25 protein-coding genes and 1 rRNA gene are annotated in these 22998 nt (G+C 64.5%); 15 read left to right on the top strand and 11 right to left on the bottom strand.

The window, feature by feature from the left end; translation table 11 throughout:
- Window positions 1-232: 232 nt before the first annotated feature.
- From C7H84_RS13110 to C7H84_RS13070, 9 genes are all read left to right on the top strand, one after another.
- Entirely contained in the window at window positions 233-1138 is a 906-nt protein-coding gene (locus tag C7H84_RS13110) for a DMT family transporter (RefSeq protein ID WP_121859193.1), read from the top strand.
- A gap of 111 nt (window positions 1139-1249) precedes the next feature.
- Window positions 1250-1834, top strand: coding sequence for a TIGR00645 family protein (locus C7H84_RS13105; protein ID WP_121859192.1), 585 nt, complete (start codon window positions 1250-1252; stop codon window positions 1832-1834).
- Window positions 1835-1878: 44 nt separating this feature from the next.
- A complete protein-coding gene (locus tag C7H84_RS13100) occupies window positions 1879-3402 on the top strand; it encodes a fumarate hydratase (RefSeq protein ID WP_121859191.1) in 1524 nt (507 codons plus the stop codon).
- 193 nt (window positions 3403-3595) lie between these two features.
- A complete protein-coding gene (bfr, locus tag C7H84_RS13095) occupies window positions 3596-4072 on the top strand; it encodes a bacterioferritin (protein WP_121859190.1) in 477 nt (158 codons plus the stop codon).
- Window positions 4073-4154: 82 nt separating this feature from the next.
- The gene (murI, locus tag C7H84_RS13090) at window positions 4155-5018 is read left to right on the top strand and encodes a glutamate racemase (RefSeq protein WP_121859189.1); all 864 of its coding nucleotides are present in this window, start codon (window positions 4155-4157) and stop codon (window positions 5016-5018) included.
- Between the two features lie 151 nt (window positions 5019-5169).
- A complete protein-coding gene (locus C7H84_RS13085) occupies window positions 5170-5406 on the top strand; it encodes a (2Fe-2S)-binding protein (RefSeq protein WP_006482749.1) in 237 nt (78 codons plus the stop codon).
- Between the two features lie 219 nt (window positions 5407-5625).
- On the top strand, window positions 5626-6357 hold the full coding sequence (locus C7H84_RS13080) for an energy transducer TonB (RefSeq protein ID WP_121859188.1): 732 nt from the start codon (window positions 5626-5628) through the stop codon (window positions 6355-6357).
- A 34-nt stretch (window positions 6358-6391) separates the two neighbouring features.
- The gene (locus tag C7H84_RS13075) at window positions 6392-7123 is read left to right on the top strand and encodes a MotA/TolQ/ExbB proton channel family protein (protein WP_044848999.1); all 732 of its coding nucleotides are present in this window, start codon (window positions 6392-6394) and stop codon (window positions 7121-7123) included.
- A gap of 13 nt (window positions 7124-7136) precedes the next feature.
- Complete coding sequence (locus tag C7H84_RS13070) at window positions 7137-7565, top strand: biopolymer transporter ExbD (protein WP_121859187.1); 429 nt, start codon at window positions 7137-7139, stop codon at window positions 7563-7565.
- A gap of 510 nt (window positions 7566-8075) precedes the next feature.
- Here C7H84_RS13070 and C7H84_RS13065 read toward each other — a convergent pair.
- Complete coding sequence (locus C7H84_RS13065) at window positions 8076-9056, bottom strand: LysR family transcriptional regulator (protein WP_121859186.1); 981 nt, start codon at window positions 9054-9056, stop codon at window positions 8076-8078.
- 122 nt (window positions 9057-9178) lie between these two features.
- Here C7H84_RS13065 and C7H84_RS13060 point away from each other — a divergent pair, with 122 nt between their 5' ends.
- From C7H84_RS13060 to C7H84_RS13050, 3 genes are all read left to right on the top strand, one after another.
- A complete protein-coding gene (locus tag C7H84_RS13060; RefSeq protein WP_121859185.1) occupies window positions 9179-10054 on the top strand; it encodes a pirin family protein in 876 nt (291 codons plus the stop codon).
- 100 nt (window positions 10055-10154) lie between these two features.
- Entirely contained in the window at window positions 10155-10637 is a 483-nt protein-coding gene (locus C7H84_RS13055; RefSeq protein WP_121859184.1) for an SRPBCC family protein, read from the top strand.
- Window positions 10638-10775: 138 nt separating this feature from the next.
- On the top strand, window positions 10776-11021 hold the full coding sequence (locus C7H84_RS13050) for a hemin uptake protein HemP (protein ID WP_121859183.1): 246 nt from the start codon (window positions 10776-10778) through the stop codon (window positions 11019-11021).
- 326 nt (window positions 11022-11347) lie between these two features.
- On the opposite strand, the gene C7H84_RS13040 is transcribed toward C7H84_RS13050, so the two are convergent.
- The 5 genes from C7H84_RS13040 to uvrB all read right to left on the bottom strand — a co-directional run bounded on the left by C7H84_RS13040 (window position 11348) and on the right by uvrB (window position 16892).
- The gene (locus C7H84_RS13040) at window positions 11348-12745 is read right to left on the bottom strand and encodes a 4Fe-4S binding protein (RefSeq protein WP_121859181.1); all 1398 of its coding nucleotides are present in this window, start codon (window positions 12743-12745) and stop codon (window positions 11348-11350) included.
- Window positions 12742-13584 (bottom strand): FTR1 family protein, encoded by an 843-nt coding sequence (locus tag C7H84_RS13035; RefSeq protein ID WP_121859180.1) that lies wholly within the window; start codon window positions 13582-13584, stop codon window positions 12742-12744. Before C7H84_RS13035 ends, C7H84_RS13040 begins: the two co-directional genes overlap by 4 nt.
- A 58-nt stretch (window positions 13585-13642) precedes the next feature.
- Complete coding sequence (locus tag C7H84_RS13030; RefSeq protein ID WP_121859179.1) at window positions 13643-13975, bottom strand: cupredoxin domain-containing protein; 333 nt, start codon at window positions 13973-13975, stop codon at window positions 13643-13645.
- Window positions 13976-14030: 55 nt separating this feature from the next.
- Window positions 14031-14582 (bottom strand): iron transporter, encoded by a 552-nt coding sequence (locus C7H84_RS13025; protein ID WP_057929472.1) that lies wholly within the window; start codon window positions 14580-14582, stop codon window positions 14031-14033.
- Between the two features lie 219 nt (window positions 14583-14801).
- Window positions 14802-16892 (bottom strand): excinuclease ABC subunit UvrB, encoded by a 2091-nt coding sequence (gene uvrB / locus C7H84_RS13020; protein WP_121859178.1) that lies wholly within the window; start codon window positions 16890-16892, stop codon window positions 14802-14804.
- A gap of 259 nt (window positions 16893-17151) precedes the next feature.
- Between uvrB and C7H84_RS13010 the strand changes: the two genes are divergently transcribed.
- Window positions 17152-18351 carry an amino acid aminotransferase gene (locus C7H84_RS13010; RefSeq protein ID WP_121859177.1) on the top strand — a complete coding sequence of 400 codons (1200 nt, stop codon included), beginning with the start codon at window positions 17152-17154 and terminating at the stop codon, window positions 18349-18351.
- A gap of 160 nt (window positions 18352-18511) precedes the next feature.
- Here the strand turns inward: C7H84_RS13010 and C7H84_RS13005 are convergent, their stop codons facing one another.
- A complete protein-coding gene (locus tag C7H84_RS13005; RefSeq protein ID WP_121859176.1) occupies window positions 18512-19300 on the bottom strand; it encodes a 3-hydroxybutyrate dehydrogenase in 789 nt (262 codons plus the stop codon).
- Between the two features lie 163 nt (window positions 19301-19463).
- Here C7H84_RS13005 and C7H84_RS13000 point away from each other — a divergent pair, with 163 nt between their 5' ends.
- Both C7H84_RS13000 and rlmJ read left to right on the top strand, forming a co-directional pair.
- Window positions 19464-20435 carry an aldo/keto reductase gene (locus C7H84_RS13000; RefSeq protein ID WP_121859175.1) on the top strand — a complete coding sequence of 324 codons (972 nt, stop codon included), beginning with the start codon at window positions 19464-19466 and terminating at the stop codon, window positions 20433-20435.
- Between the two features lie 111 nt (window positions 20436-20546).
- On the top strand, window positions 20547-21392 hold the full coding sequence (rlmJ, locus tag C7H84_RS12995; protein WP_121859174.1) for a 23S rRNA (adenine(2030)-N(6))-methyltransferase RlmJ: 846 nt from the start codon (window positions 20547-20549) through the stop codon (window positions 21390-21392).
- A gap of 15 nt (window positions 21393-21407) precedes the next feature.
- Here rlmJ and C7H84_RS12990 read toward each other — a convergent pair whose 3' ends face one another.
- The 4 genes from C7H84_RS12990 to rrf form a co-directional block, all read right to left on the bottom strand.
- Window positions 21408-21776 (bottom strand): hypothetical protein, encoded by a 369-nt coding sequence (locus C7H84_RS12990; RefSeq protein ID WP_121859173.1) that lies wholly within the window; start codon window positions 21774-21776, stop codon window positions 21408-21410.
- A 114-nt stretch (window positions 21777-21890) separates the two neighbouring features.
- On the bottom strand, window positions 21891-22037 hold the full coding sequence (locus tag C7H84_RS12985; RefSeq protein WP_080970925.1) for a DUF3563 family protein: 147 nt from the start codon (window positions 22035-22037) through the stop codon (window positions 21891-21893).
- Window positions 22038-22251: 214 nt separating this feature from the next.
- The gene (cueR, locus tag C7H84_RS12980; protein ID WP_121859172.1) at window positions 22252-22656 is read right to left on the bottom strand and encodes a Cu(I)-responsive transcriptional regulator; all 405 of its coding nucleotides are present in this window, start codon (window positions 22654-22656) and stop codon (window positions 22252-22254) included.
- 188 nt (window positions 22657-22844) lie between these two features.
- Window positions 22845-22957 (bottom strand): 5S ribosomal RNA (rrf, locus tag C7H84_RS12975).
- Window positions 22958-22998 lie beyond the last annotated feature (41 nt).

Below are 22998 nucleotides of genomic sequence, written 5' to 3'. Positions count from 1 at the left end.
GCCCGCAGGCTGCGCGCGATGCTGCGCCGCACCACGTCACGCGACGGTGAAGGTACGGCCCGACGATTTCCACGATAAGCGCTCGAACTTACCCGTCACTTACGCGGCACGCCGTTTCGCACGCCGCGCCACTCAACGGTCGGCGCTTTACAGTCTGCGCTTTACAGCCTGCTTTACGCTGTTACAAACGCGACCCTACAATCCTAACTGAACTCGCCCCCCGGACTCCAGCTTGAATCGCTACGCCCTCTTCCTCATCCTGTCGATGCTGTTTGTCGGCAGCAACGTCGGTATCGGTAAATCCATCGTCGTCTTCGTCCCGGTCGCCATCCTCGCCACGCTGCGCTTCGTGATCGCGATCGCCGTGCTGTGGCCGCTGTTCAGTCCGGTGAAGATGCGCGCGGTCCGGCGCGCGGAATGGCTGAACCTGTTCCTGCAGGCGTTTTTCGGCACCTTCATGTTTACGCTGCTGATGCTCAATGGCGTGCAGCGCACGAGCGCGGTCGCGGCCGGCGTGATCACGAGCACGATCCCGGCCATCGTCGCGCTGTTCGCGTGGCTGATCCTGCGTGAAAAACCGAACGGCCGTGCGCTCGTGTCGATCGCGCTCGCGATCGCCGGCGTCGTGACGATCAACCTCGCCAATGGCACCGCAGCGCACGGCGCCGGCGGCACCGCGTCCGGCTCGCTGACCGGCAACCTGCTGATCCTCGGCGCCGTATGCTGCGAATCGATCTACGTGATCCTGTCGCGCCGGCTCACGCAGACGCTCGCGCCGATCGACATCTGCGCCTACACGCATTTGTTCGGTCTATGCCTGATGCTGCCGCTCGGCGCGACCGCGCTGTGGCATTTCGATTACGCGAGCGTGCCGGCCGGCACGTGGGCGCTCGTCGTCTGGTACGGGCTGTCGGCCAGCATCTTCTCGTTCTGGCTGTGGATGAAGGGCATCCGCCATGTGCCGGGCAGCCTTGCCGGCGTGTTCAGCGCGGTGCTGCCGGTCGCGGCCGCCGCGTACGGCATCGTGTTCCTCGGCGAACGACCGACGCTCGCGCACGGCATCGCGCTCGCGTGCGTCGTTACCGGCATCGTGCTCGCGAGCCTGCGCGTGAAGCGCGTGCCGGCCGCCGCATCCTGATCCGGCCCCGGCAGTCCCGGTGCGTCGCTGCAGCCGCGCCGGCCGACGCGTTACAATAGCGCGCCTTTTCAAGATTACCCCCCGATACCTGCGCACCACACCCGTTCCATCATGACCGCCCCGCATTCGCTCGGCCGCCCCGCGCGTCGCCCGCTCCGCCCGCTGCCCGCGCTGATCTTCATGAGCCGCTGGCTCCAGGTTCCGCTTTATCTCGGCCTGATCGTCGCGCAAGCCGTCTACGTATTCCTGTTCCTGAAGGAAGTCTGGCATCTGCTGTCGCACGCGACGAGCCTCGACGAAATCAGCGTGATGCTCGCGGTGCTCGGCCTGATCGACGTGGTGATGATCTCGAACCTGCTGATCATGGTGATCGTCGGCGGCTACGAGACGTTCGTGTCGCGCCTCGGCATCGAGGGCCATCCGGACGAGCCCGAGTGGCTCGACCACGTGAACGCGGGCGTGCTGAAGGTCAAGCTGTCGATGGCGCTGATCAGCATTTCGTCGATCCACCTGCTGAAAACCTTCATCAACCCCGACCAGCACACGACGCACGCGATCATGTGGCAGGTGATCATCCACGTATCGTTCCTCGTGTCGGCGCTCGTGATGGCGTGGGTCGACCGCCTGACGACGCACACCCACCCGGCCCATTTCCACGAGACGCACGCGCCTGCGGCGTCCCGGCAGGCGGCCTGAACCGCCGGCAACGCATTCCCCACAGTCCCCACAGAGTCTCAGCCATGACCGTCATCAAACAGGAAGACCTGATCCAGAGCATCGCGGATTCGCTGCAGTACATCAGCTACTACCACCCGCTCGACTACATCCAGGCCCTCGGCCGCGCGTACGAGCTGGAAGAGAGCCCGGCCGCGAAGGACGCGATCGCGCAGATCCTCACGAACAGCCGCATGTGCGCGGAGGGCAAGCGCCCGATCTGCCAGGACACCGGCATCGTCACGATCTTCGTGAAGGTCGGCATGGACGTGCGCTGGGACGGCGCGACGATGGGCCTCACCGACATGATCAACGAAGGCGTGCGTCGCGGTTACACGCACCCGGACAACGTGCTGCGCGCATCGATCGTCAACCCGCCGGAAGGCGCCCGCAAGAACACCAAGGACAACACGCCGGCCGTGATCCACTACGAGATCGTGCCGGGCGACAAGGTCGACGTGCAGGTCGCGGCGAAGGGCGGCGGCTCGGAGAACAAGTCGAAGTTCGTGATGCTGAACCCGTCGGACTCGATCGTCGACTGGGTGCTGAAGACGGTCCCGACGATGGGCGCGGGCTGGTGCCCGCCGGGCATGCTCGGGATCGGTATCGGCGGCACCGCTGAAAAGGCGATGCTGATGGCGAAGGAATCGCTGATGGAGCCGATCGATATCCAGGAAATCATCGCGCGCGGCCCGAAGGACTGGGTCGAGGAACTGCGCGTGGAACTGCACGAGAAGGTCAATGCACTCGGCATCGGCGCACAGGGCCTCGGCGGCCTCGCGACCGTGCTCGACGTGAAGATCATGGCCGCGCCGACGCATGCCGCGTCGAAGCCGGTCGCGCTGATCCCGAACTGCGCGGCAACGCGTCACGCGCACTTCGTGCTCGACGGCTCGGGCCCCGCGAAGCTCGAGGCGCCGTCGCTCGACGCGTGGCCGAAGGTCCAGTGGGAACCGAACACGGAAACCAGCAAGCGCGTCGACCTGAACACGCTGACGCCGGAAGAAGTCGCGAGCTGGGCGCCGGGCCAGACGCTGCTGCTGTCGGGCAAGATGCTCACGGGCCGCGACGCCGCGCACAAGCGCATCGCCGACATGCTCGCGATGGGCGAGAAGCTGCCCGTCGATTTCACGAACCGCGTGATCTACTACGTCGGCCCGGTCGATCCGGTGCGTGACGAAGTCGTCGGCCCGGCAGGCCCGACGACGGCCACGCGGATGGACAAGTTCACCGAGACGATGCTCGCTCAGACGGGTCTGATCTCGATGGTCGGCAAGGCCGAACGCGGCCCGGTCGCGATCGAAGCGATCAAGAAGCACAAGGCCGCGTACCTGATGGCGGTCGGCGGTGCGGCTTACCTCGTGTCGAAGGCGATCCGCGGCGCGAAGGTGCTCGCATTCGAAGATCTCGGCATGGAAGCCATCTACGAATTCGACGTGCAGGACATGCCGGTGACGGTGGCCGTCGATTCGTCGGGCACGTCGGTGCACCAGACCGGTCCGAAGGAGTGGCAAGCGAAGATCGGCAAGATCCCGGTCGCAACCGCTTAAGCGCGAGCGCACGAAAGGCCGGACGACAGTCCGGCCTTTTTACTTCTCATTCTCGTTATTGAGCGCGGCCGGTTCTGCAAGGCTGCTTCTCATTACACGCAAAAGGCAGGCCCGACAAGGCTTCGAGGCTTGGCTTTTCTCGTTCGAGCGATTATCGTTCGGTTTCTGAAGGCCCATTGAACAAGGAACAGCCATGCAAGGCGACAAGAAAGTCATCGAATTCCTGAACGCCCAACTGAAGAACGAACTCACGGCGATCAACCAGTACTTCCTGCATGCGCGCATGTACAAGCACTGGGGCCTCGACAAGCTCGGCAAGCATGAATACGACGAATCGATCGGCGAAATGAAGCATGCGGACTGGCTCATCGAGCGCGTGTTCATGCTCGACGGCCTGCCGAACCTGCAGGACCTGCACAAGCTGCTCGTCGGCGAGGAAACCGAAGAGATCTTGAAGTGCGACCTGAAGCTCGAACAGATCTCGCAGTCCACCTGCAAGGAAGCGATCGCCTACTGCGAATCGGTGCGTGACTACGTGTCGCGCGAGATCTTCGAAAAGATCCTCGACGACACCGAAGAGCACATCGACTGGCTGGAAACGCAGATCGACCTGATCGGTAAGGTCGGCCTGCAGAACTACCAGCAGACGATGATGGGTTCGCCCGAGTAATCGCAACGACCGCAAGAACCGCGATAACCGCAATAACCGCCAGAACCCGCGCAACCGCCACGCTCGCCGCCGCGCCGTCCGCATGACGATGATGAACTCGCCCGCCGCTTCCGGAGTCCACCCCACCGCCCCCGTCGGTATCTTCGATTCGGGGCTCGGCGGCCTGTCGGTGCTGCGCGCCGTGCGCGCGCACCTGCCCGGTGAGTCGTTCATCTACGTCGCCGATTCGCAGCATGCGCCGTACGGTCCGCGCGACGAGGCGTTCATTACGGAACGCACGCTGGCGATCGGCGAGTGGCTCGCCCGCGAAGGAGCGAAAGCGCTCGTCATCGCATGCAACACCGCCACGGCGCGGGCGATCGCGGCCATTCGCGAACGCCTTTCGATTCCGCTCGTCGGCGTCGAGCCGGGCATCAAGCCGGCCGCCGCGCTGTCGTCGACCGGCGTCGCGGGCGTGCTCGCCACGCAATCGACACTGAACAGCCCGCGCTTCCAGGCCCTGCTCGACCGCTATGGCGCGGACCGCCGCTTCATCTGCCAGCCCGGCCACGGGCTCGTCGAAGCGATCGAACGCGGCGACACCAATTCGCCCGCGTTGCGCGCGCTGCTCGAGCGTTACCTGCAGCCGATGCTCGACGACGGCGCCGATACGCTGGTGCTCGGCTGCACGCACTACCCGTTCTTCACAGAAACGATTCGTGACCTTGTCGGCGACCGCCTGACGATCGTCGACACGAGCGATGCCATCGCCCGGCAGTTGGCGCGCGTGCTCGACGAACGCGGCCTGCGCGCGCCGGCCGGCACGCGTGCCGCGCCGCCGCGCTTCTGCTCGACGAGTGACGGCCTGCAACTGCGCGCCCTCGCGTCGACGCTGCTCGGCCTCGACGCACCGGTCGAATCCGTCACCATTTCCTCGCCCAACGCGCGCGCTTGCGCGACCACCTGACGCAGGCCGGCACACCGCCGCCACGCGCGCTCCCCCCGCCCCTTCCCGCTTCAAGGGTCCGATGACCTTAAAAAAAGCCGCACCCGCACTTGTCAACACCCGCAAATTTAATGATAATAATTCGCATTAACGTTAGCTATCGCAACTCATCATGATCGTCTGCGTGTGCAAGTCAGTTTCCGATCGCAAGATTCGCGCGTCCCTCGCCGAGGGCGTGAACTCTTTCGATGAACTCCAGTTCGAGCTCGGCGTCGCCACGTGCTGCGGCAAGTGCGAGGAGTCCGTGCGCGACCTCATGGCCGAGCAAGGCGTCTGTGCGAGCCGGTGCGGTGTCGAGCACCACGCTCACCCGATCCCGGTTACCTTCTACGACCGCAAGGCCGCCTGAACGGCACCCGGCGTGCGCATGCGGCCGCGGCCGCATTTTTGATGTCTGACCGTCAGCAAGCCACCTTCCGCGCGAGCCAGCGGCTTACCTGCCAAGGAGCCTGTCATGGAATTGCTGATCGGATTTGTGACCACCGTGTGCATCTCGCTGCTGATCTTCCGCAAGTGATACCGATTCACCCGCCGCGCCCCGGGTGCGACGTCGTTCTTTCAAGCTAACATGCAGGCTTCGCAATCCGCTCCCGCCGGTATCTTGCCGGCTGCTCCACGTATGAATCCCCGGGTCATCGCCGTCGCGGTCGGTGTGCTTGCCGCACACGCGATCATGCTGGCGGCCGCGTGGCTCCATCGCAACGCGCCGCCGCCGAAAGCGGTCGAGGTGCAATCGATCACCGCGCAACTCATCACGCCTGCGCCGATCGCGCAGCAAGTCGCGGCCGAATCGATCCCGCAGCCCGCGCCGCCCAAGCCTACCCCGCACGTCAAGCCGAAGGTCGAGCCGAAGCCGGTGCAGAAGGCCGCGAAGCCCACGCCGCAGCCGGTGGCACCGTCGCCTGCGCCGTCGCCCACACCCGCGCCGGCCGCCGACCCGTCACCCGCTCCCGCCGCGCCGGCGGCTGCCGCACCGGCCGCCACCCCCGGCCCGGCGCGTGAAACGATGCAGGTCAGCGCGCCGAAGAACGTGCCGACGCTCCAATGCAACTTCGTGAAGCCCGACTACCCGTCGATGTCGCGTCGCCGCGGCGAATCGGGCACGGCCTATGTTCACTTCGTCGTCGGCGTGACGGGCAAGATCGAAAGCGTCGAGTTGGAGAAGAGCAGCGGTTATCCGCGCCTCGACGATGCCGCACGCGACGCGATGCGCGCGAGCACCTGCCGTCCGTACATCGAGAACGGCCAGGCGATCCGCGCCGCACGCACGCAGCCCTACAACTTCGGGCTCACCGACTAACTTGCCTCATCCGGAAGATTCAAAGGAAACAAAAATGCAAAGCTACGGTATCGCGCACGTCTGGGCGCAAGGTGATTTCGTCACGCGCGCCATCGCGATCACGCTGCTCGTGATGTCGGTCCTGTCGTGGATCGTGATCATCGTCAAGGGCTGGAACGTGGTTCGCCTGAACCGCCTCACGAAGAATGCCGAACAGGCGTTCTGGCATTCGGACGATTTCGACGACGGCATCAAGAAGCTGGGCCTCGCGGCGTCCACGCCGAGCGACAACCCGTTCCTCGCGCTCGCGCTGTCGGGCAAGGAAGCCGCCGATCACCACCATCAGACGCAACCGCACCTGCACGATCGCATGGACGTGTCCGACTGGGTCACGCGCTGCCTGAAGGACACGATGGACGAAGGCATTTCGCGCATGCAGGCCGGCCTCGCGATTCTCGCGTCGATCGGCAGCACCGCGCCGTTCGTCGGCCTGTTCGGCACGGTGTGGGGCATCTATCACGCGCTGCTCGCGATCGGCGCGACCGGCCAGACGTCGATCGACCAGGTCGCGGGGCCGGTCGGCGAATCGCTGATCATGACCGCCTTCGGCCTGTTCGTCGCGATTCCCGCGGTGCTCGGCTACAACGCGCTGACTCGCGCGAACAAGGGTGTCGTCAGCAAGCTGCGCCGCTTCGCACACGGTCTGCACGCCTACTTCGTGACGGGCGCGCGCCTCGCATCGTCGTCGCCGCGCGACGGCCTGCGGCTTGCCTCGCGTGCCAGCTGAGACGAGGTGAACCATGGCAATGAACACCGGCTTCAGCGATGACGACGACGATGGCGTGATGAGCGAGATCAACATGACGCCGCTCGTCGACGTCATGCTCGTACTCCTGATCATTTTCCTCGTGACGATCCCGGCCATGCAGCACGCGGTGAAGATCGACCTGCCGCACGCAAGCAGCCAGCCCGTCGACGAGAAGCCGCAGACGGTCGACGTCGCGATCCAGGGCAACGGCACGATCCTGTGGAACGACCAGACGGTCACGCGCGAGCAACTGCAGGCGCACATTGCGGAAGCGGCACAGCGTCAGCCGCAACCCGAGTTGCACCTGCGCGCCGACCGCAAGGTGGCCTACGAACGGGTAGCCGAAGTGATGTCCGATGCGCAGGCCGGCGGGCTGACGAAGCTCGGCTTCGTGACGGAGCCGACCGCAAAGGCGAAGTAACGCGCGCGCGTTTGGGGCGACAGCCGCTTGCTGCTCAGCGGGCCGCGCTTGGCTGGCTGGGCTTGGCTGGCTGCACCGAGTGGGCCGCATCGGTACCGCCGTGCCTCTCCGGCCACACCTCGCCGGGCGCCTCTCGCCGGGCGCCTCTCGCCGGACACCCCTGGCCGGGCGCCCCTAGCCGGGCGCCCCCAAAGTAAAAGGCCTTCATCGCCAGATGAAGGCCTTTTTTCATGCGCACGCGGGCGCCTTCGGGCGGCGGGCTCTTCGGCGGTATCGGTTGCGCCTCGAGCAACGCAAATGCGGCTACCGTGGTCTGCACGGACTGCGCGTTCTGCCCTATCTGGCTCGCAATATATGCGGCCACCTGATCCCGCTCAGAACTTCCTTCGCGAAATGGGATTTCAATATAGGCCCGCGCGCGAACGCATTCAAGGCCCCGGCGATTGAAACTTGCGATTGCAGGCGGCGCTTCAATGACAAAACAAATTTGCCACGATGCGCATCTTGCATTCAGGTGGCCGAAGCATCGGCCGCCGCTGCCGCGTCCTTTTTCTCACGCTCGGGGCAGCCCGGCTCCTTGTAATCGCCGTGGTCAAGCTTCTCGACCAGATAGTCGACGAATGCCCGGACCGCCGGCGGCATCCCCTGTCGCGACACGAAGACCGCATAGAGCTGCGGCACCGGCAGTGTCCAGCCCGGCATCACCGGCGACAACTGCCCCGCGCGCAATGCGTTGCCGTACATCATCTCCGGCAGCGCCGCGATGCCCAGGCCATCGAGCACGGCCTCGCGGATCGTCATCAAGTCGGCCGTCACGAGCCGCGGATCGTGCTCGTGCAAGTGACGCGTGCCGTCAGGCGCGATCAGGCTGAATACGTGCCGACCGTCGACGCTGGGCGTATCGAGCGTCTCGAAGTGCGCCAGATCGTCCGGCACGAGCGGCGGCGCATTCTGGTTCAGCAGGCTCGGCGCACCCACCAGCATCTGCTCGGTCCGCCACAGCGGCCGCACGACGATGTTCGCGTTCTGCGGCGGCTCGGAGCGCACGCGCAACGCGACGTCGACCGAATCCTCGAAGAGGTCGATCACGCGATTCGTCACACGGATGTGCACCTTCACCTCGGGATAGCGGTGCAGGAATTCGGGGAGGAGGCGCGACAGCATCGTCTGCGACAGCGTAACCGGCACACTGACGCGCACCGAGCCGCGCGGCGACGCGCGCAGCTGCTGCACGGCATTCATCGCGGCCTGCGCTTCGGCGAGCATCGCCTGGCAGTGCTGGTAGAACAGCTCCCCCGCCTCGGTCAGCGCCAGCTTGCGCGTGGACCGCTGCAGCAGTCGCACGCCGAGCGCCGCCTCGAGTTCGGTCAGGCGCCGCGACAGGCGCGATTTCGAGATACCCAGCACGCGCTCCGCCGCCGAGAATCCGCCATGCTGGACGACCTGCGAAAAGTACATGAGGTCGTTCAGGTTGTGTGCATCGATGTTCATGTCATCGTTCCAATTTCAGAACAATCCATTGCGAACCGCCGCAAATCGGCCGGTAAAACGCCCAATATAATAGCGCTATGTTTCAAAAATAACGCTATTCCGATGATTTCGAGGGCTACTGCATGACGACCACCGCTCGCTCGCTTGACCGCACGTACCCCGCGCTTCGCACGACCGAAGGCGGCGGCTTCGTGGTTCACCGCCCGTTCCCGACCCGGCTGCTGATGGATTTCGATCCGTTCCTGCTGCTCGATGAAATGGGCCCAGTCGACTATGCCCCGGGCGAAGCCAAGGGCGCGCCCGACCATCCGCACCGCGGCTTCGAGACCGTCACCTACGTGCTCGGCGGGCGCTTTCGCCATCGCGATTCGGCCGGCCATGCCGGCACGCTCGGGCCCGGCGACGTGCAATGGATGACGGCTGGCGCCGGCGTCGTGCACAGCGAAATGCCGGATCCCGAATTCGAGCAGGCCGGCGGACGCTCGCACGGCTTCCAGCTGTGGGTCAACCTGCCGCGCCGCGACAAGCTGATCGCACCGCGCTACCAGGAGATTTCGGCCGATCGCATCCCGAGCGCCACGTCGCCGGACGGCCGCGCGCAGGTTCGCGTGATCGCCGGCGAAGCGTTCGGCGTTCGCGCGGCGATCGAGACGCGCACGCCGATCCTGTACCAGCATTTCACGCTGCAACGGGGCGCAGCGGTCACGCAGCCGGTGCCGGCGGGGTATCGCGTATTCGCCTATCCGATCGACGGCGCGGGTCGCTACGGGCCTGACAGGCAGCTCGTCGAGGCACGGCACATGATCGTCTACGGTGACGACGGCGACGCGGTGACATTCGAGGCTGGCGACACGCCGCTCGACCTGTTGCTGATCGGCGGCGTGCCGCTCAACGAGCCGATCGTCCGTTATGGCCCGTTCGTGATGAATACCGAGGAAGAGATCCGGCAGGCCGTCGTCGATTACCAGTCGGGCCGCATGGGTTGCATCGAAGCGTGATGTCGGATCGCGGCCGCGGGGGGCCGCGAAACGGCTCGTTTTGCGTCACAATGACTTCTTGAACCACGTGGCTGCACGCCACCAGAAGGAACCCGTCCCCTTGAACTTCGAACATCTGATCCAGATCAACTCCGACGATCCGGCCGTGCCGTCCCTGACCCGCGAACAGCTCTGGGAGGGGCTCGTGCTGCGCGCCGAACAGCCGCAGCTGTTCGTGATCGGCCTCGACAGTTGCGTCGTCCACGAACGGACGGACACGACGCTCGAACGCGAACTGCACTACGGGCATGCGACCGTGCGCGACCGCGTGACGTTCACGCCCAACCAGCAAGTGCGCTACGACATCCATGCGGCCGGCGGCGAAATCGGCGGCTCGCTGACGATGACGATCGAAGAGCGCGACGATCACGAGCTGTTCCTGCGCTTCGAATACCGCACGACACTGACCGTCACGGACGACAGCGAGGAAGCGCGTCAGACGCACGGCATCGTGAAGGAGGCGTATCGCACGTCGGACATCGACACGGTGCGCCTGATCCGCGAATACGCGCAGGGGCGCAAGGACCCCGATCCGCTCCACTGAAGTCGACGGCGGCCTACGGGCCGCCTCTTTAATTCAACCTATCGGATTTTCTGCATCGATCGATAAAGATTTTTTGTAAATGGGAATAGTTATCATTTAGAATTCATTCCATCGTATCGACAGTCACCGATCAACCGAATGACCGACACCACGCGCCCGACCACGCTGAGCTTGCGCCGCCCGACCGGCACCGCAAGTGCAAACCGTCAGAAGACGGCAGCGGTCACGACGCCGGCGAAACCCGCCGGAAGCCGCGATGCCGGCACGCGGACCCTCAGCAGCGATGCGCTGCTGCAAGGTCACAGCCACATCAGCATCGCGCATAACGGAGAGACATATCAGTTGCGTGCCACCCGGCTCGGCAAACTGATCCTGACGAAGTAACGACCGAGTATTGTGGGGACCACCTCCCTGAGAGGTGTTGGGCAGTAGCCAGCGTAACGGCTTGCACGCGAGATCTAGACCCCTTCGTGCAAACACACTCAAGCAGCCGTTGCAGCAAGCCAAGCCACTTTTTTGGTTCTCGCAGATGGAAGAAAAAAAGCGACACGTCTTTCGACGTGTCGCTTTTTTGTTTGGTCACCCGTATCCGTGCAAAGGGACGGCCATCGTGACGGTCGGCCCGGCGGCTTCGGCATGCGCCGCAGCCCGACAGCGAAACACCGTTGCCTGCGGCTCCGGAGCGCGGCCACAAAGCCGTCAATCCGGCCTCAGAACCCCCAGAACATCAACCACCATGCGCTGTCGATGACGGCCAGGCCGGCCGCGAACCACGCGAATGCGGCCAGCCGGCGCGGCCATCCCGCATAACGGCCCGTGACATTCCAGGCGAGCCACGCGCTCCATGCGTTCGCGCAGACGAGAATCGCGATGCGCACGTCGGTCGCCCAGCCAAGCGGTACGTGCTCGGCCCGGAGCAGCGACAGCGTCGTTGCCGACAATCCGAGGAACACGCCTGCCCCCGCGATCGGAATCAACGCCTGCGCGAGATGGTGGAGACGCACGCGATCGAAGCGGCCGAGCATCAGCGTCGCGCCGGCCAGCAGCACGAGCAGCGCGGTGCCGTACACGAGCCCCGTGCCGACGATGTAGCTGACGATCAGCCCGCCGTCGAGCCACGAGAACACGTCGTTGCGATCCGGATAGTGCGTGAGCAGGAACCACGGCGCATTGGTCTCGAGCGGCCACGTGATGTCGTGATCGATCAGCCAGCCCGCGAGCCATTGCTTGATCTGCACGAACCACGGGCTGACCGTCCAGTGGAACGCACCGATCGCGACGCCGAGCAGGCCGTACAGGATCAGCGCGGTATCCCACGGATTCGCCTGCTGCTCGCCGAGGTTCACGACCTCATCGGACGGCGAGCGCCACGACAGCGCGATCGCGTCGCGGTGCCCGCTGCAGCGGCCGCACATGTGGCATGCGGCGGCGCCCTTCATGTTGCGCAACGGCACGAGCGGCGCGCAATTGATCGGGATCACGCGATGCCCGTGCTCGCCGTTCTTGTACGAACGGCGCCACGCATCCTCGTCGACCTTGTAGCGCATCGGCGCGAGTCGCGACAGCAATCCGAACACGCCGTTGACCGGGCACAGGTACTTGCACCACACGCGCTTCTCGCGACCGTACAGCAGGCCGATCACGATCGCGCCGACGGTCGAGCCGCCGAGCACGAACAGCACCGCGAGCGGATACTGGTACACGCTGACCATCTGCCCGTAGATCGTCGTGAGCCCGAACGCGACGAACGGCCAACCGCCCCACCGCATCCAGCGCGGAATTGCGCGGCCGCGCCCGAACTTGCTCGCGTATTCGGTCAGCGCGCCTTCCGGACACAGCACGCCGCACCAGACGCGCCCGAGCATCACCATCGACAGCAGCACGAATGGCCACCAGATGCCCCAGAACACGAACTGCGCGATCAGTGTGAGGTTGTTCCACAGGTGCGCGGAATCGTCCGGCAGCGGCAACACCGCGGGCACGATGATCAGGAACGCATAGACGGCGACGACGACCCACTGGATGCCGCGGATCACCGCGCCGTGACGCTGCATCCACTGGCCCGCCTGCGCGAGCCAGCCCGGCTTGGCGGTGGCGACAACACTCATGCCGCGCGACCCGCAGGCACGGCCGGACGGCGGCTCGCGCGCTTCATCAGCAGCCAGACGACCGCCCAGTACACCGCATAGGCGATCAGGTTGGTCAGCGCCGGGTGCGCGCGATAGCCGGTGAGCGTCGCGACGAGCGAACCGAACGTGCCGGAATCGTCGAGGATCGCCGACGTGTCCCACACCTGCGAGATGCCAAGCGGCAGGATTTCCTTGTCGATCAGCTTGTCGACGCCCGTCTGGAACAGGCCCGCGCCGAGAAACAGCAGCATGATTTCGGTCACGCGGAAGAAATGCCGCCACGAGAAGTACTTGCCGCCGAGCTGCAGCAGATAGAACGTGAAGAATGCGAGGCCAAGGCCGATCACGACCGCGAGCATCTGGCTGCCGTCCACGTGCCCCGACTGGCCGAATCCGAGGCCGTACAGGAAGATCACCGTCTCGCTGCCCTCGCGGGCGATCGCGAGCGCGACCAGCACCGCAACGCCCCACCAGTTCGAATCCCGCGTGCTCTGCTGCAGCGACTGCTCCATGTCACGCTTGAGCGTGCGGCCATGGCGGCGCATCCACAGCACCATCTGCACGATCAGCACGCACGCGATCAGCACCATCGCGGTCTGGAAATAGTCCTGCGCGTCGCCGGACAGCACTTCGGTGAAGCCGACCAGTGCGGCGCCCAGGCCGACGGCCATCAGCAGGCCGACTGCAACGCCCGTCCACAGAAACGGCAGGCCGCGGCGTGCATCGTCGTCGCCGTTCTTCAGCCATGCATAGAGGATGCCGACGACGAGCAGCGCTTCGACGCTCTCCCGCCAGACGATGAACAAGATCTGACCCATTGAATCCTCCTGACGTGCGGGGCACGGTACTCATGTGCCCGCACGCAGATAAAACGCGTTACTTCGCGACGATCACGCCCTGCGCCTGCTGGTGGAAATCGTCGAAAAACTTGTATTCGCCCGGCGACAGCGGGGCGACAACCACGAACGAATCGGCGCCCGGCGCAAGCACCTTCTCCTTGCGCAATTGCACGCTCTCGAATTCCGCGGCACCCTTGCCGGTATTCCTGATCTCGATCTTGAAGCGCTGACCGGCCGGCACTTCGATGCGGGCGGGATTCAGCTTGCCGTCCGTCATCTCGAGCTTGAACGTCGGCAGATCGGCGGCATGCGCCGCGCCGGCGAGCCACAGCGCGGCGGCTGCGGCGACGATTTTCTGGGGAAGTTTCATTCTGGGATCCCTACGCCGACGGCGCACCGAAGCGCGCCGTCCGTGATGCCACCGATCAGTACCCGCCCTTCTTGCCGATGCCGGCGAACGGGAAGTCGTATTCGAGGGTGATGGGCTTGAACCACGCGCCCACGCCCGTTTCCTTGTCGACGTGACGGCCGAACGCCATGTGACCCGACTGCATCGGCGGCTTGACGGTCATCGTCAGGTGGTACTTGCCCGGGCCGGCGAGCTTCACGTTGTCGCCGTAGTGCGGGCCGTCGCTCGCGACCATGCCCATCAGGTCGCCTTCCGCCTTCCACTTCGTGTCGCCCTGCTTCGTCAGCTTGTACGTGACCTGCAGGTACGGCATCCAGTCGCCTTCCGCGAAACCCGTCGGGTTGTTCTTGACCGCGTGGATGTCCGCTTCCAGGTGGATGTCGGAATCCGACGCCTTGCGCATCATCCCTTCCGGATCCATCGTGATCGGCTGCAGGTACACCGCGCCGATTTCCATGCCGCCCTGGATCTGCTGCTTGCCGATCGGATATTCGGCCGCCGAGGCCGACATCGCGGCAAGCGCCGCGGCTACCGCAACCGACGTGCGGATGAACGAAGAACCCAACATGGACACTCCTTGTTATTTGTCTGACACGCTGCGCGCCACCCTCCGGGACGGCCCGCCGAAAACACTAACGCAATGAAGAACGCTAATGCGAACTATTCTCAATACTTGCGGAGTTTAGCACCGAACCGGCTTCGGAACAAACGAGACACCGTGTAAACCCCTGATGCGACAAGGCTTACAACGGTGTTACTCGGAGGTTTCTGTGACGTTTGGAAAGATTTACCGGCCGCCGCTGACGTGGTCGCCCACGTTCGCGCCGAACACGCGCTCACGCAGCAGGGCAAGCTGGTCGCGGGTGGCCGCGGCCTTTTCGAACTCGAGGTTCTTCGCGTAGTCGGCCATCTGCTTTTCGAGACGCTTGATCTCTTTCGCGATCTGCTTTTCCGACATGTCCTCGAACTTCGCGCGTTGCTGCGCCTCCTTCAGCTCGGCGCGCGCGTCGTCGGCGTTGTAGACGCCGTCGATGATGTCCTTGATGCGCTTCACGACGCCGCGCGGCGTGATGCCCATCTTCTCGTTGTGCGCGATCTGCTTCGCGCGGCGCCGCTCGGTCTCGCCGATCGCGCGCTTCATCGACTCCGTCATGTTGTCGGCGTACAGGATCGCCTTGCCGTTCACGTTACGCGCGGCGCGGCCGATCGTCTGGATCAGCGAGCGCTCGGCGCGCAGGAAGCCTTCCTTGTCCGCATCGAGAATCGCGACGAGCGACACTTCCGGAATGTCGAGACCCTCGCGCAGCAGGTTGATCCCGACCAGCACGTCGAACGTGCCGAGCCGCAGGTCACGGATGATCTCGACGCGCTCCACGGTATCGATGTCGCTGTGCAGGTAACGCACCTTGACACCGTGGTCGGCCAGGAACTCGGTCAGCTGCTCGGCCATCCGTTTCGTCAGCACGGTGATCAGCACGCGCTCGCCGGCATTCACGCGCGCGTTGATCTCGGTCAGCACGTCGTCGACCTGCGAGCTGGCCGGACGCACCTCGATTTCCGGATCGACGAGCCCGGTCGGCCGCACCACCTGCTCGGCGATCTGCCCGGTCACGCGCTGCTCGTAGTCGGCGGGCGTCGCCGACACGAACACCACCTGGCGCATCTTGCGCTCGAACTCGTGGAACTTGAGCGGCCGGTTGTCCAGTGCCGACGGCAGCCGGAATCCGTAGTTCACGAGGTTTTCCTTGCGCGCGCGGTCGCCGTTGTACATGCCGTTCAACTGACCGATCAGCACGTGCGATTCGTCGAGCAGCATCAGTGCGTCGGGCGGCAGGTAGTCGACGAGCGTCGGCGGCGGCTCGCCGGGCGCCGCGCCCGAGAAGTGCCGCGAGTAGTTCTCGATGCCCTTGCAGAAGCCGAGCTCCTGCAGCATCTCGAGATCGAAACGCGTACGTTGTTCGAGGCGCTGCGCCTCGACGAGCTTGCCGTCGCGGTGGAAGAACTCGAGGCGCTCGCGCAATTCGTCCTTGATCGTCTCGACCGCCCGCATCACGGTGTCGCGCGGCGTCACGTAGTGCGACGACGGATACACGGTGAAGCGCGGAATCTTCTGCCGCACCCGCCCGGTCAGCGGGTCGAACAATTGCAGCGTCTCGACCTCGTCGTCGAACAGCTCGACGCGCACGGCCATCTCCGCGTGCTCGGCCGGGAAGATGTCGATCGTGTCGCCGCGCACGCGGAACGTGCCGCGCTGGAAGTCCTGTTCGTTGCGCGAATACTGCATCGCGATCAGCCGCGCGATCACGTCGCGCTGGCCGAGCTTGTCGCCCGTGCGCAGCGTCAGGATCATCTGGTGGTATTCGGACGGGTTGCCGATACCGTAGATCGCCGACACCGTCGCGACGATCACCACGTCGCGGCGCTCCATCAGGCTTTTCGTCGCCGACAGGCGCATCTGCTCGATGTGCTCGTTGATCGATGAGTCCTTCTCGATGAACAGGTCGCGCTGCGGCACGTACGCTTCCGGCTGGTAATAGTCGTAGTACGAGACGAAGTACTCGACCGCATTGCGCGGGAAGAACTCGCGGAATTCCGCGTAGAGCTGCGCGGCGAGCGTCTTGTTCGGTGCGAACACGATCGCCGGGCGGCCGAGCCGCGCGATCGTGTTCGCCATCGTGAAGGTCTTGCCCGAGCCGGTCACGCCGAGCAGCGTCTGGAATGCGAGGCCGTCGCCGATCCCTTCGACGAGCGTCTCGATCGCGGTCGGCTGGTCGCCTGCGGGCGGATATGGTTGGTACAACTGGAACGGCGACCCTTCGAAGGTCACGAATTTCGATTCGTCGAGCGCGTCGCCGACTTCGGCGTGATGTTCGGACATGGAGTGCGGCCGGAGCGAGGGCAAAAAAACTATTCTAGCGCTTCGCGGCGTTGCGAACCGCTGACGGCTCCTGACGTGCCGTGATGCGCGGCAACCGTCCGAAATCGCAATTCGCCGCGCAATCGCCGCCTCCGGCAGCGTGAATTCGCTACAATGTCAGGCTGCTGCGCTTTCCGGCGCCGTGCCGTTGGCGCGCGGTCCGCTGCGCCCGCCCCGCCGGCTGAAAGCCTGACCCTCTTTTCACTACTGCCGAATCATCATGTCGCTCTTCTCCGCTGTCCAGCTTGCTCCCCGCGACCCGATCCTGGGCCTGAACGAAGCCTTCAACGCCGATGCGCGTCCGACCAAGGTCAACCTCGGCGTCGGTGTGTACACGAACGAAGAAGGCAAGATTCCGCTGCTGCGCGCGGTTCGCGAAGCGGAAAAGGCGCGTGTCGACGCCGGCCTGCCGCGCGGCTACCTGCCGATCGACGGGATCGCCGCGTACGACGCAGCGGTGCAGAAGCTGCTGCTCGGCAACGATTCGCCGCTGATCGCCGCGGGCCGTGTGGTTACCGCGCAGGCACTGGGCGGCACGGGCGCACTGAAGATCGGCGCCGATTTCCTGCGCACCGTGAACCCGAACGTGAAGGTTGCGATCAGCGATCCGAGCTGGGAAAACCACCGCGCACTGTTCGAAGCAGCCGGCTTCGAAGTCGTTGCGTACCCGTACTACGACGCCGCCACCAACGGCGTGAACTTCGAAGGCATGCTGTCGGCGCTGAACGGCTATGCGGCCGGCACGATCGTCGTGCTGCACGCGTGCTGCCACAACCCGACCGGCGTGGACCTGACCGAAGCGCAATGGCAGCAGGTCGTCGACGTCGTCAAGGCGCGCAACCTCGTGCCGTTCCTGGACATCGCATACCAGGGCTTCGGCGAAAACGTCGAGGCCGATGCCGCTGCGGTTCGCCTGTTTGCCGCAGCCGATCTGAACGCCTTCGTGTCGTCGTCGTTCTCGAAGTCGTTCTCGCTGTACGGCGAGCGCGTCGGCGCGCTGTCGATCATCACGTCGAGCAAGGAAGAAGCAACGCGCGTGCTGTCGCAACTGAAGCGCGTGATCCGCACGAACTACTCGAACCCGCCGACCCACGGCGGCGCCGTCGTCGCGGCCGTGCTCGCGTCGCCGGAACTGCACGCTGCGTGGGTGCAGGAACTCGGAGAAATGCGCGACCGCATCCGCGCGATGCGCAATGGCCTCGTCGAACGCCTGAAGGCGAGCGGCGTCGATCGCGACTTCAGCTTCATCAACGCGCAACGCGGGATGTTCTCGTATTCGGGCCTGACCTCGGCGCAGGTCGATCGCCTGCGTGAAGAGTTCGGCATCTACGCGGTCGGCACGGGCCGGATCTGCGTGGCAGCGCTGAACACGCGCAACCTCGACGCGGTTGCGAACGCAGTCGCAGCGGTCCTGAAGTAAGTCGGCGTCAGCGGGCGGCAGCCGTCACCGGCCGCCCTGCCGAAACAAGAAACGCGCTCCGAGGAGCGCGTTTTTTTATGCCGTCCTGCGGGACTGGGCGGCGAATCTTCGCACGAGCAGCGCGGTGTCGCGGCCGCCCGTGCCGGCGCCCGTCACTGCGTCACTGCATGAACCAGCCGTGGCTGACGACGAACGACTGGCCCGTGAGCGCGGCGCTCGGGAACGCCGACAGGAACAGCACCGTCTGCGCGACGTCCTGCACCGTCGTGAACACGCCGTCGACCGTGTTGCCGAGCATCACCTTCTTGATCACTTCCTCTTCGCTGATGCCGAGCTCCTTCGCCTGCTCCGGAATCTGCTTGTCGACCAGCGGCGTGCGCACGAAGCCCGGACACACCACGTGCGAACGCACGTTGTGCTTCGCGCCTTCCTTCGCCAGCACGCGCGCAAGCCCGAGCAGCCCGTGCTTGGCTGTCACGTACGCCGACTTCAGCGGCGACGCTTCGTGCGAGTGCACCGAACCCATGTAGATCACGACGCCGCCGCGATCGTCCTTGTACATGTGCTTGAGCGCGGCCTTGGTCGTCAGGAATGCGCCGTCGACGTGGATCGCCTGCATCTTCTTCCAGTCGGCGAACGAATAGTTCTCGATCGGGTTGACGATCTGGATGCCCGCGTTCGACACGAGGATGTCGACCGAGCCGAACGCCTCGGCCACTTTGTCGATGCCGCTGTTCACGGCGTCTTCATTGGTCACGTCCATCGCGACGCCGATCGCCTTGCCGCCGGCCTTGTTGATCTCGTCGGCAACCGCATTCGCGCCGTCCTGGTTCAGGTCGGCGATCGCGACCGCCGCGCCCGCCTTCGCGAGCTCCAGTGCGATTTCCTTGCCGATGCCGCTTGCGGCGCCCGTGACGACTGCGGTCTTGCCGCTCAGATCTGCTGCCATGTCCGTCTCCTTCCGTTATCGGATCGAAAAAGCGCGCCCCGCTGCATCTGCCTTCGTCGCGCGGACGTGCAGGCGGGCCAGCCGCTATTGTGCACGATCGGCCCCGCCGCTCGCGCGTAAAACGTCTAAGCTTAAGGTCGGTTCCGAGTCGCGGGAGATTCTCATGCACTATCGACGGCTAGGCCGCTCCGGCCTCCAGATCAGCGAGCTTTCGCTCGGCTCGTGGGTGACCTACGGCAACCAGGTCGATCAGCGTGTCGCCCGCGAGAGCCTCGCGGCGGCGCGCGATGCGGGCGTCAATTTCTTCGACAATGCCGAGGTGTATGCGGGGGGCAAATCCGAGGAAATCATGGGCCAGGCGCTCAAGTCGCTCGGCTGGCCGCGTGTCAGCTACCTTGTGTCCACGAAGTTCTTCTGGGGGCTCGCGGAAGCGCCGAACCAGTACCACACGCTGAACCGCAAATACCTGTTGAACGCGATCGACGGCTCGCTGCGCCGACTGCAACTGGACTATGTCGATCTCGTCTACTGCCATCGCCCCGATCCGAACACGCCGATCGAGGAAACCGTCTGGGCGATGAGCGACATGATCGTGCGCGGCAAGGCGCTGTACTGGGGCACGTCCGAATGGAGCGCCGACGAGATCCGCGCCGCTTGTGAAATTGCCGAGCGGCACCATCTGCACAAGCCGGTCGTCGAGCAGCCGCAATACAACCTGTTCCACCGCATGCGCGTCGAGCACGAGTATGCGCGGCTCTACGACGACTACGGCCTCGGCCTGACCACCTGGAGCCCGCTGGCATCGGGGCTCCTGACCGGCAAATACCGCAACGGCGTGCCGGCGGGCAGCCGTGCGCAACTGCAGGGCTACGACTGGCTCCGCGACCGGCTGACGGACGCGGCCAGCAACGATGTGGTCGAACGGCTCGGCGGGATCGCGTCCGAGCTGGGCTGCAATACCGCGCAGCTTGCGATCGCATGGATACTCACCAATCCGCGCGTGAGTTCGGTCATCACCGGCGCGTCGCGGATCGAGCAGATCGAAGACAACATGCGCGCGCTCGAGGTCGCCGCGAAACTGACGCCGGAGGTCAAGCAGCGCATCGAGGAAACCGTCGGCGACGCATACGAGTAAGGCGCCTCGCGCCCACTCGCGTACAATACGCGGCCGCATTGGCGCCCGGTCCGACGGCCGCGCGCGAGCGTCCGTTTTCATCGATTCACCCTTCGTTTCAGGCAGCCAGCCATGCTCAGTTATCGTCACGGTTTTCACGCAGGCAACCACGCGGATGTGCTCAAGCACGCCGTCGTCGTTCAGCTGCTGCGCTACCTGAACAAGAAAGACAAATCGTACTGGTACATCGACACCCACGCGGGTGCCGGTGTGTATTCGCTGCGCGACGGTTATGCCGCCAAGACCGGGGAATTCGACACCGGCATCGGCCCGTTGTGGAACGAAAAGAATCTGCCCCAGGCGCTCGGCGATTACATCGACGAGGTACGCGCGCTGAACGATGACGGCGAACTGCACTACTACCCGGGCTCGCCGTATCTCGCATGGCGATCGATGCGCGAGCAGGACCGGATGCGCCTGTTCGAAATGCACACGACGGAAATCGACGTGCTGCGTCACAACTTCCGCGATGCGGGGCGACGCGCGATGATTTTCGCCGGCGACGGCTTCGAGGGCATCAAGGCGCTGCTGCCGCCGCCGCCGCGACGCGCGCTCGTGTTGATCGATCCGTCCTATGAGGACAAGAAGGACTACGCACGCACGGTGACCTGCGTGACCGAATGCCTGAAGCGTTTCGCGACCGGTTGTTACGCGATCTGGTATCCGCAGGTTGCGCGGGTGGAATCGCAGCGGTTTCCGGAGCAGCTCAAGCGCCTGCAGCCGAACAACTGGCTGCACCTGACGTTGACGGTATCGAATCCGCCGGCAGACGGCCTGGGCCTTTACGGCAGCGGCATGTTCATCCTGAATCCGCCGTACACGCTCGCGCAGAGCATGAACGAAGCGCTGCCCTATCTCGTCGAACGCCTGGGACAGGACAGCGGCGCCCGCTGCCAGATCGAACAGCGCGGCAACTGAGCGGGCCGCTTGCCGTTACGGCTGCAGCCTCGGCGCAGGTCTCGGCTGGTTGCCTTGCGACCCGCCCCACCCCGGCACATTGATATACGGCGCGACGAACACCGGGACCGACGAATTCGGTCCCTGTCCGGCCGGCGTTCGCATGCCCGCGGGTTCGACGATCGGCTCGGACGATAGCGGAGCCGTCTGCAACACCAGGCCGCCCTTGCCGTCCTGGATCCCGCGTTGCGTATCGAGAATCAGCGGCCTGGACGAAGTCGCAGCGCCGGCCGCTGCTGCGTGAACGAGCACTGCCATAGCCAGGATGAGATGCGGGCGGGCAACGTGACGCACATCGAGACGCAAGCGCATGGTGGTGTTTTTCCGGTTGAAAAGCAGGTCCATACCATAGCGCCGCGCCTGCGATTGCGCCAGATCCGGCGCACAAAAAAACAAAGCCCCGTCAATACGGGGCTTGCTTTTCGTTCGGTGCCACGTGGCACCTGACGGCGACTCCGATTACAGCGAGTAGCCGTTGGTTTCGAGCGAACGGATGCGGCGCTCGAGCTGGACGATGTCCGACGACGTGGCGAGGTAAGCCTCACGGCGCTCACGCTCTGCGGATTCGAACCAGTTGCTCAGCTTTTCAACGATGTAGGCGATCATGATGTGCTCCAAGGATGGGGAACCCTGGCGAATCAAGATTCAGGGATTTCCCGTATAGGGTTATCCCGAATTATAGCGATGCCGCACCAAGATGCTAGTGAAATACTTGCATGGAAGGCATTCCGATTTGGAATGGATCGTGAAGCATCTTCCGCAACTCTTTGAATATTAACGACATTGAATTGAGGGTCGCTTTCCGCCTCGAGGACGTGCACTAATCTGGTTCACCGATGGGATCGGCGAGGCGCGCCAAAATCGGGCATTCGGGCCGACCGTCGCCATGACAGTGCGCGGCCAGATCGGCGAGCGTATCGCGCATGTCGCTCAATTCCGCGATCCGTTTGTCGAGTTCGGCCACGTGCTCGAGGGCGATCGACTTCACTTCGGCGCTGGCGCGGGAGCGGTCCTGCCAGAGCATCAGCAGCTTTCGGATATCCTCGACGAGAAAACCGAGCCGCCGTGCCTGACGGATGAAGCGGAGGGTATGGACCTCGTCCGAACCGTAGATTCGATATCCGGCGTCGCTACGCTTGCTCGGCGCAAGGAGGCCGACCTGTTCGTAGTAGCGGATCATTTTTGCGCTGACGCCGGATTCGCGCGACGCGTCGCCGATATTCATTCCCTGCCCCTCGCTCCATCAAGCACTGGTTCGAACATGAGTGTCGACACTGGTCGCCGTCGACGACACTTCGATCGTATCAAATCGCGTGATTTCGTTCTGGCATGGAGGGCGACTGCGGTCGCCCCTTTCCGGCGCCCCAAATGCAAAAACCCCCGCCTTTCGGGCGGGGGTTCTTGGCTTAGGGAGCCTGACGATTACCTACTTTCACACGGGAATCCGCACTATCATCGGCGTAGAGTCGTTTCACGGTCCTGTTCGGGATGGGAAGGGGTGGGACCGACTCGCTATGGTCATCAGGCAAAGAGGGTTGTTGCGCTGGCTTCGCAGCGCAACCAATCT

Origin of the sequence: Burkholderia sp. Nafp2/4-1b, assembly GCF_003635165.1 — a bacterium.
In the GTDB taxonomy this organism is placed as follows: Bacteria; Pseudomonadota; Gammaproteobacteria; order Burkholderiales; family Burkholderiaceae; genus Burkholderia.
This window is presented reverse-complemented; position numbering and strand designations above follow the sequence as displayed.

What these genes read in the sequence shown, in the direction of transcription:
- C7H84_RS13100 (WP_121859191.1), top strand. Translation starts at nt 1,879, where the DNA reads ATGACCGTCATCAAACAGGAAGACCTGATCCAGAGCATCGCGGATTCG.
- C7H84_RS13000 (WP_121859175.1), top strand. Translation starts at nt 19,464, where the DNA reads ATGCACTATCGACGGCTAGGCCGCTCCGGCCTCCAGATCAGCGAGCTT.
- C7H84_RS13030 (WP_121859179.1), bottom strand. Translation starts at nt 13,975, where the DNA reads ATGAAACTTCCCCAGAAAATCGTCGCCGCAGCCGCCGCGCTGTGGCTC.
- C7H84_RS13060 (WP_121859185.1), top strand. Translation starts at nt 9,179, where the DNA reads ATGACGACCACCGCTCGCTCGCTTGACCGCACGTACCCCGCGCTTCGC.
- C7H84_RS13025 (WP_057929472.1), bottom strand. Translation starts at nt 14,582, where the DNA reads ATGTTGGGTTCTTCGTTCATCCGCACGTCGGTTGCGGTAGCCGCGGCG.
- C7H84_RS13075 (WP_044848999.1), top strand. Translation starts at nt 6,392, where the DNA reads ATGCAAAGCTACGGTATCGCGCACGTCTGGGCGCAAGGTGATTTCGTC.
- C7H84_RS13070 (WP_121859187.1), top strand. Translation starts at nt 7,137, where the DNA reads ATGGCAATGAACACCGGCTTCAGCGATGACGACGACGATGGCGTGATG.
- cueR (WP_121859172.1), bottom strand. Translation starts at nt 22,656, where the DNA reads ATGAATATCGGCGACGCGTCGCGCGAATCCGGCGTCAGCGCAAAAATG.
- C7H84_RS13085 (WP_006482749.1), top strand. Translation starts at nt 5,170, where the DNA reads ATGATCGTCTGCGTGTGCAAGTCAGTTTCCGATCGCAAGATTCGCGCG.
- bfr (WP_121859190.1), top strand. Translation starts at nt 3,596, where the DNA reads ATGCAAGGCGACAAGAAAGTCATCGAATTCCTGAACGCCCAACTGAAG.
- murI (WP_121859189.1), top strand. Translation starts at nt 4,155, where the DNA reads ATGACGATGATGAACTCGCCCGCCGCTTCCGGAGTCCACCCCACCGCC.
- C7H84_RS13105 (WP_121859192.1), top strand. Translation starts at nt 1,250, where the DNA reads ATGACCGCCCCGCATTCGCTCGGCCGCCCCGCGCGTCGCCCGCTCCGC.
- C7H84_RS13035 (WP_121859180.1), bottom strand. Translation starts at nt 13,584, where the DNA reads ATGGGTCAGATCTTGTTCATCGTCTGGCGGGAGAGCGTCGAAGCGCTG.
- C7H84_RS13080 (WP_121859188.1), top strand. Translation starts at nt 5,626, where the DNA reads ATGCAGGCTTCGCAATCCGCTCCCGCCGGTATCTTGCCGGCTGCTCCA.
- C7H84_RS13005 (WP_121859176.1), bottom strand. Translation starts at nt 19,300, where the DNA reads ATGGCAGCAGATCTGAGCGGCAAGACCGCAGTCGTCACGGGCGCCGCA.
- C7H84_RS13040 (WP_121859181.1), bottom strand. Translation starts at nt 12,745, where the DNA reads ATGAGTGTTGTCGCCACCGCCAAGCCGGGCTGGCTCGCGCAGGCGGGC.
- C7H84_RS13010 (WP_121859177.1), top strand. Translation starts at nt 17,152, where the DNA reads ATGTCGCTCTTCTCCGCTGTCCAGCTTGCTCCCCGCGACCCGATCCTG.
- uvrB (WP_121859178.1), bottom strand. Translation starts at nt 16,892, where the DNA reads ATGTCCGAACATCACGCCGAAGTCGGCGACGCGCTCGACGAATCGAAA.
- C7H84_RS12985 (WP_080970925.1), bottom strand. Translation starts at nt 22,037, where the DNA reads ATGATCGCCTACATCGTTGAAAAGCTGAGCAACTGGTTCGAATCCGCA.
- C7H84_RS13050 (WP_121859183.1), top strand. Translation starts at nt 10,776, where the DNA reads ATGACCGACACCACGCGCCCGACCACGCTGAGCTTGCGCCGCCCGACC.
- rlmJ (WP_121859174.1), top strand. Translation starts at nt 20,547, where the DNA reads ATGCTCAGTTATCGTCACGGTTTTCACGCAGGCAACCACGCGGATGTG.
- C7H84_RS13065 (WP_121859186.1), bottom strand. Translation starts at nt 9,056, where the DNA reads ATGAACATCGATGCACACAACCTGAACGACCTCATGTACTTTTCGCAG.
- C7H84_RS12990 (WP_121859173.1), bottom strand. Translation starts at nt 21,776, where the DNA reads ATGGACCTGCTTTTCAACCGGAAAAACACCACCATGCGCTTGCGTCTC.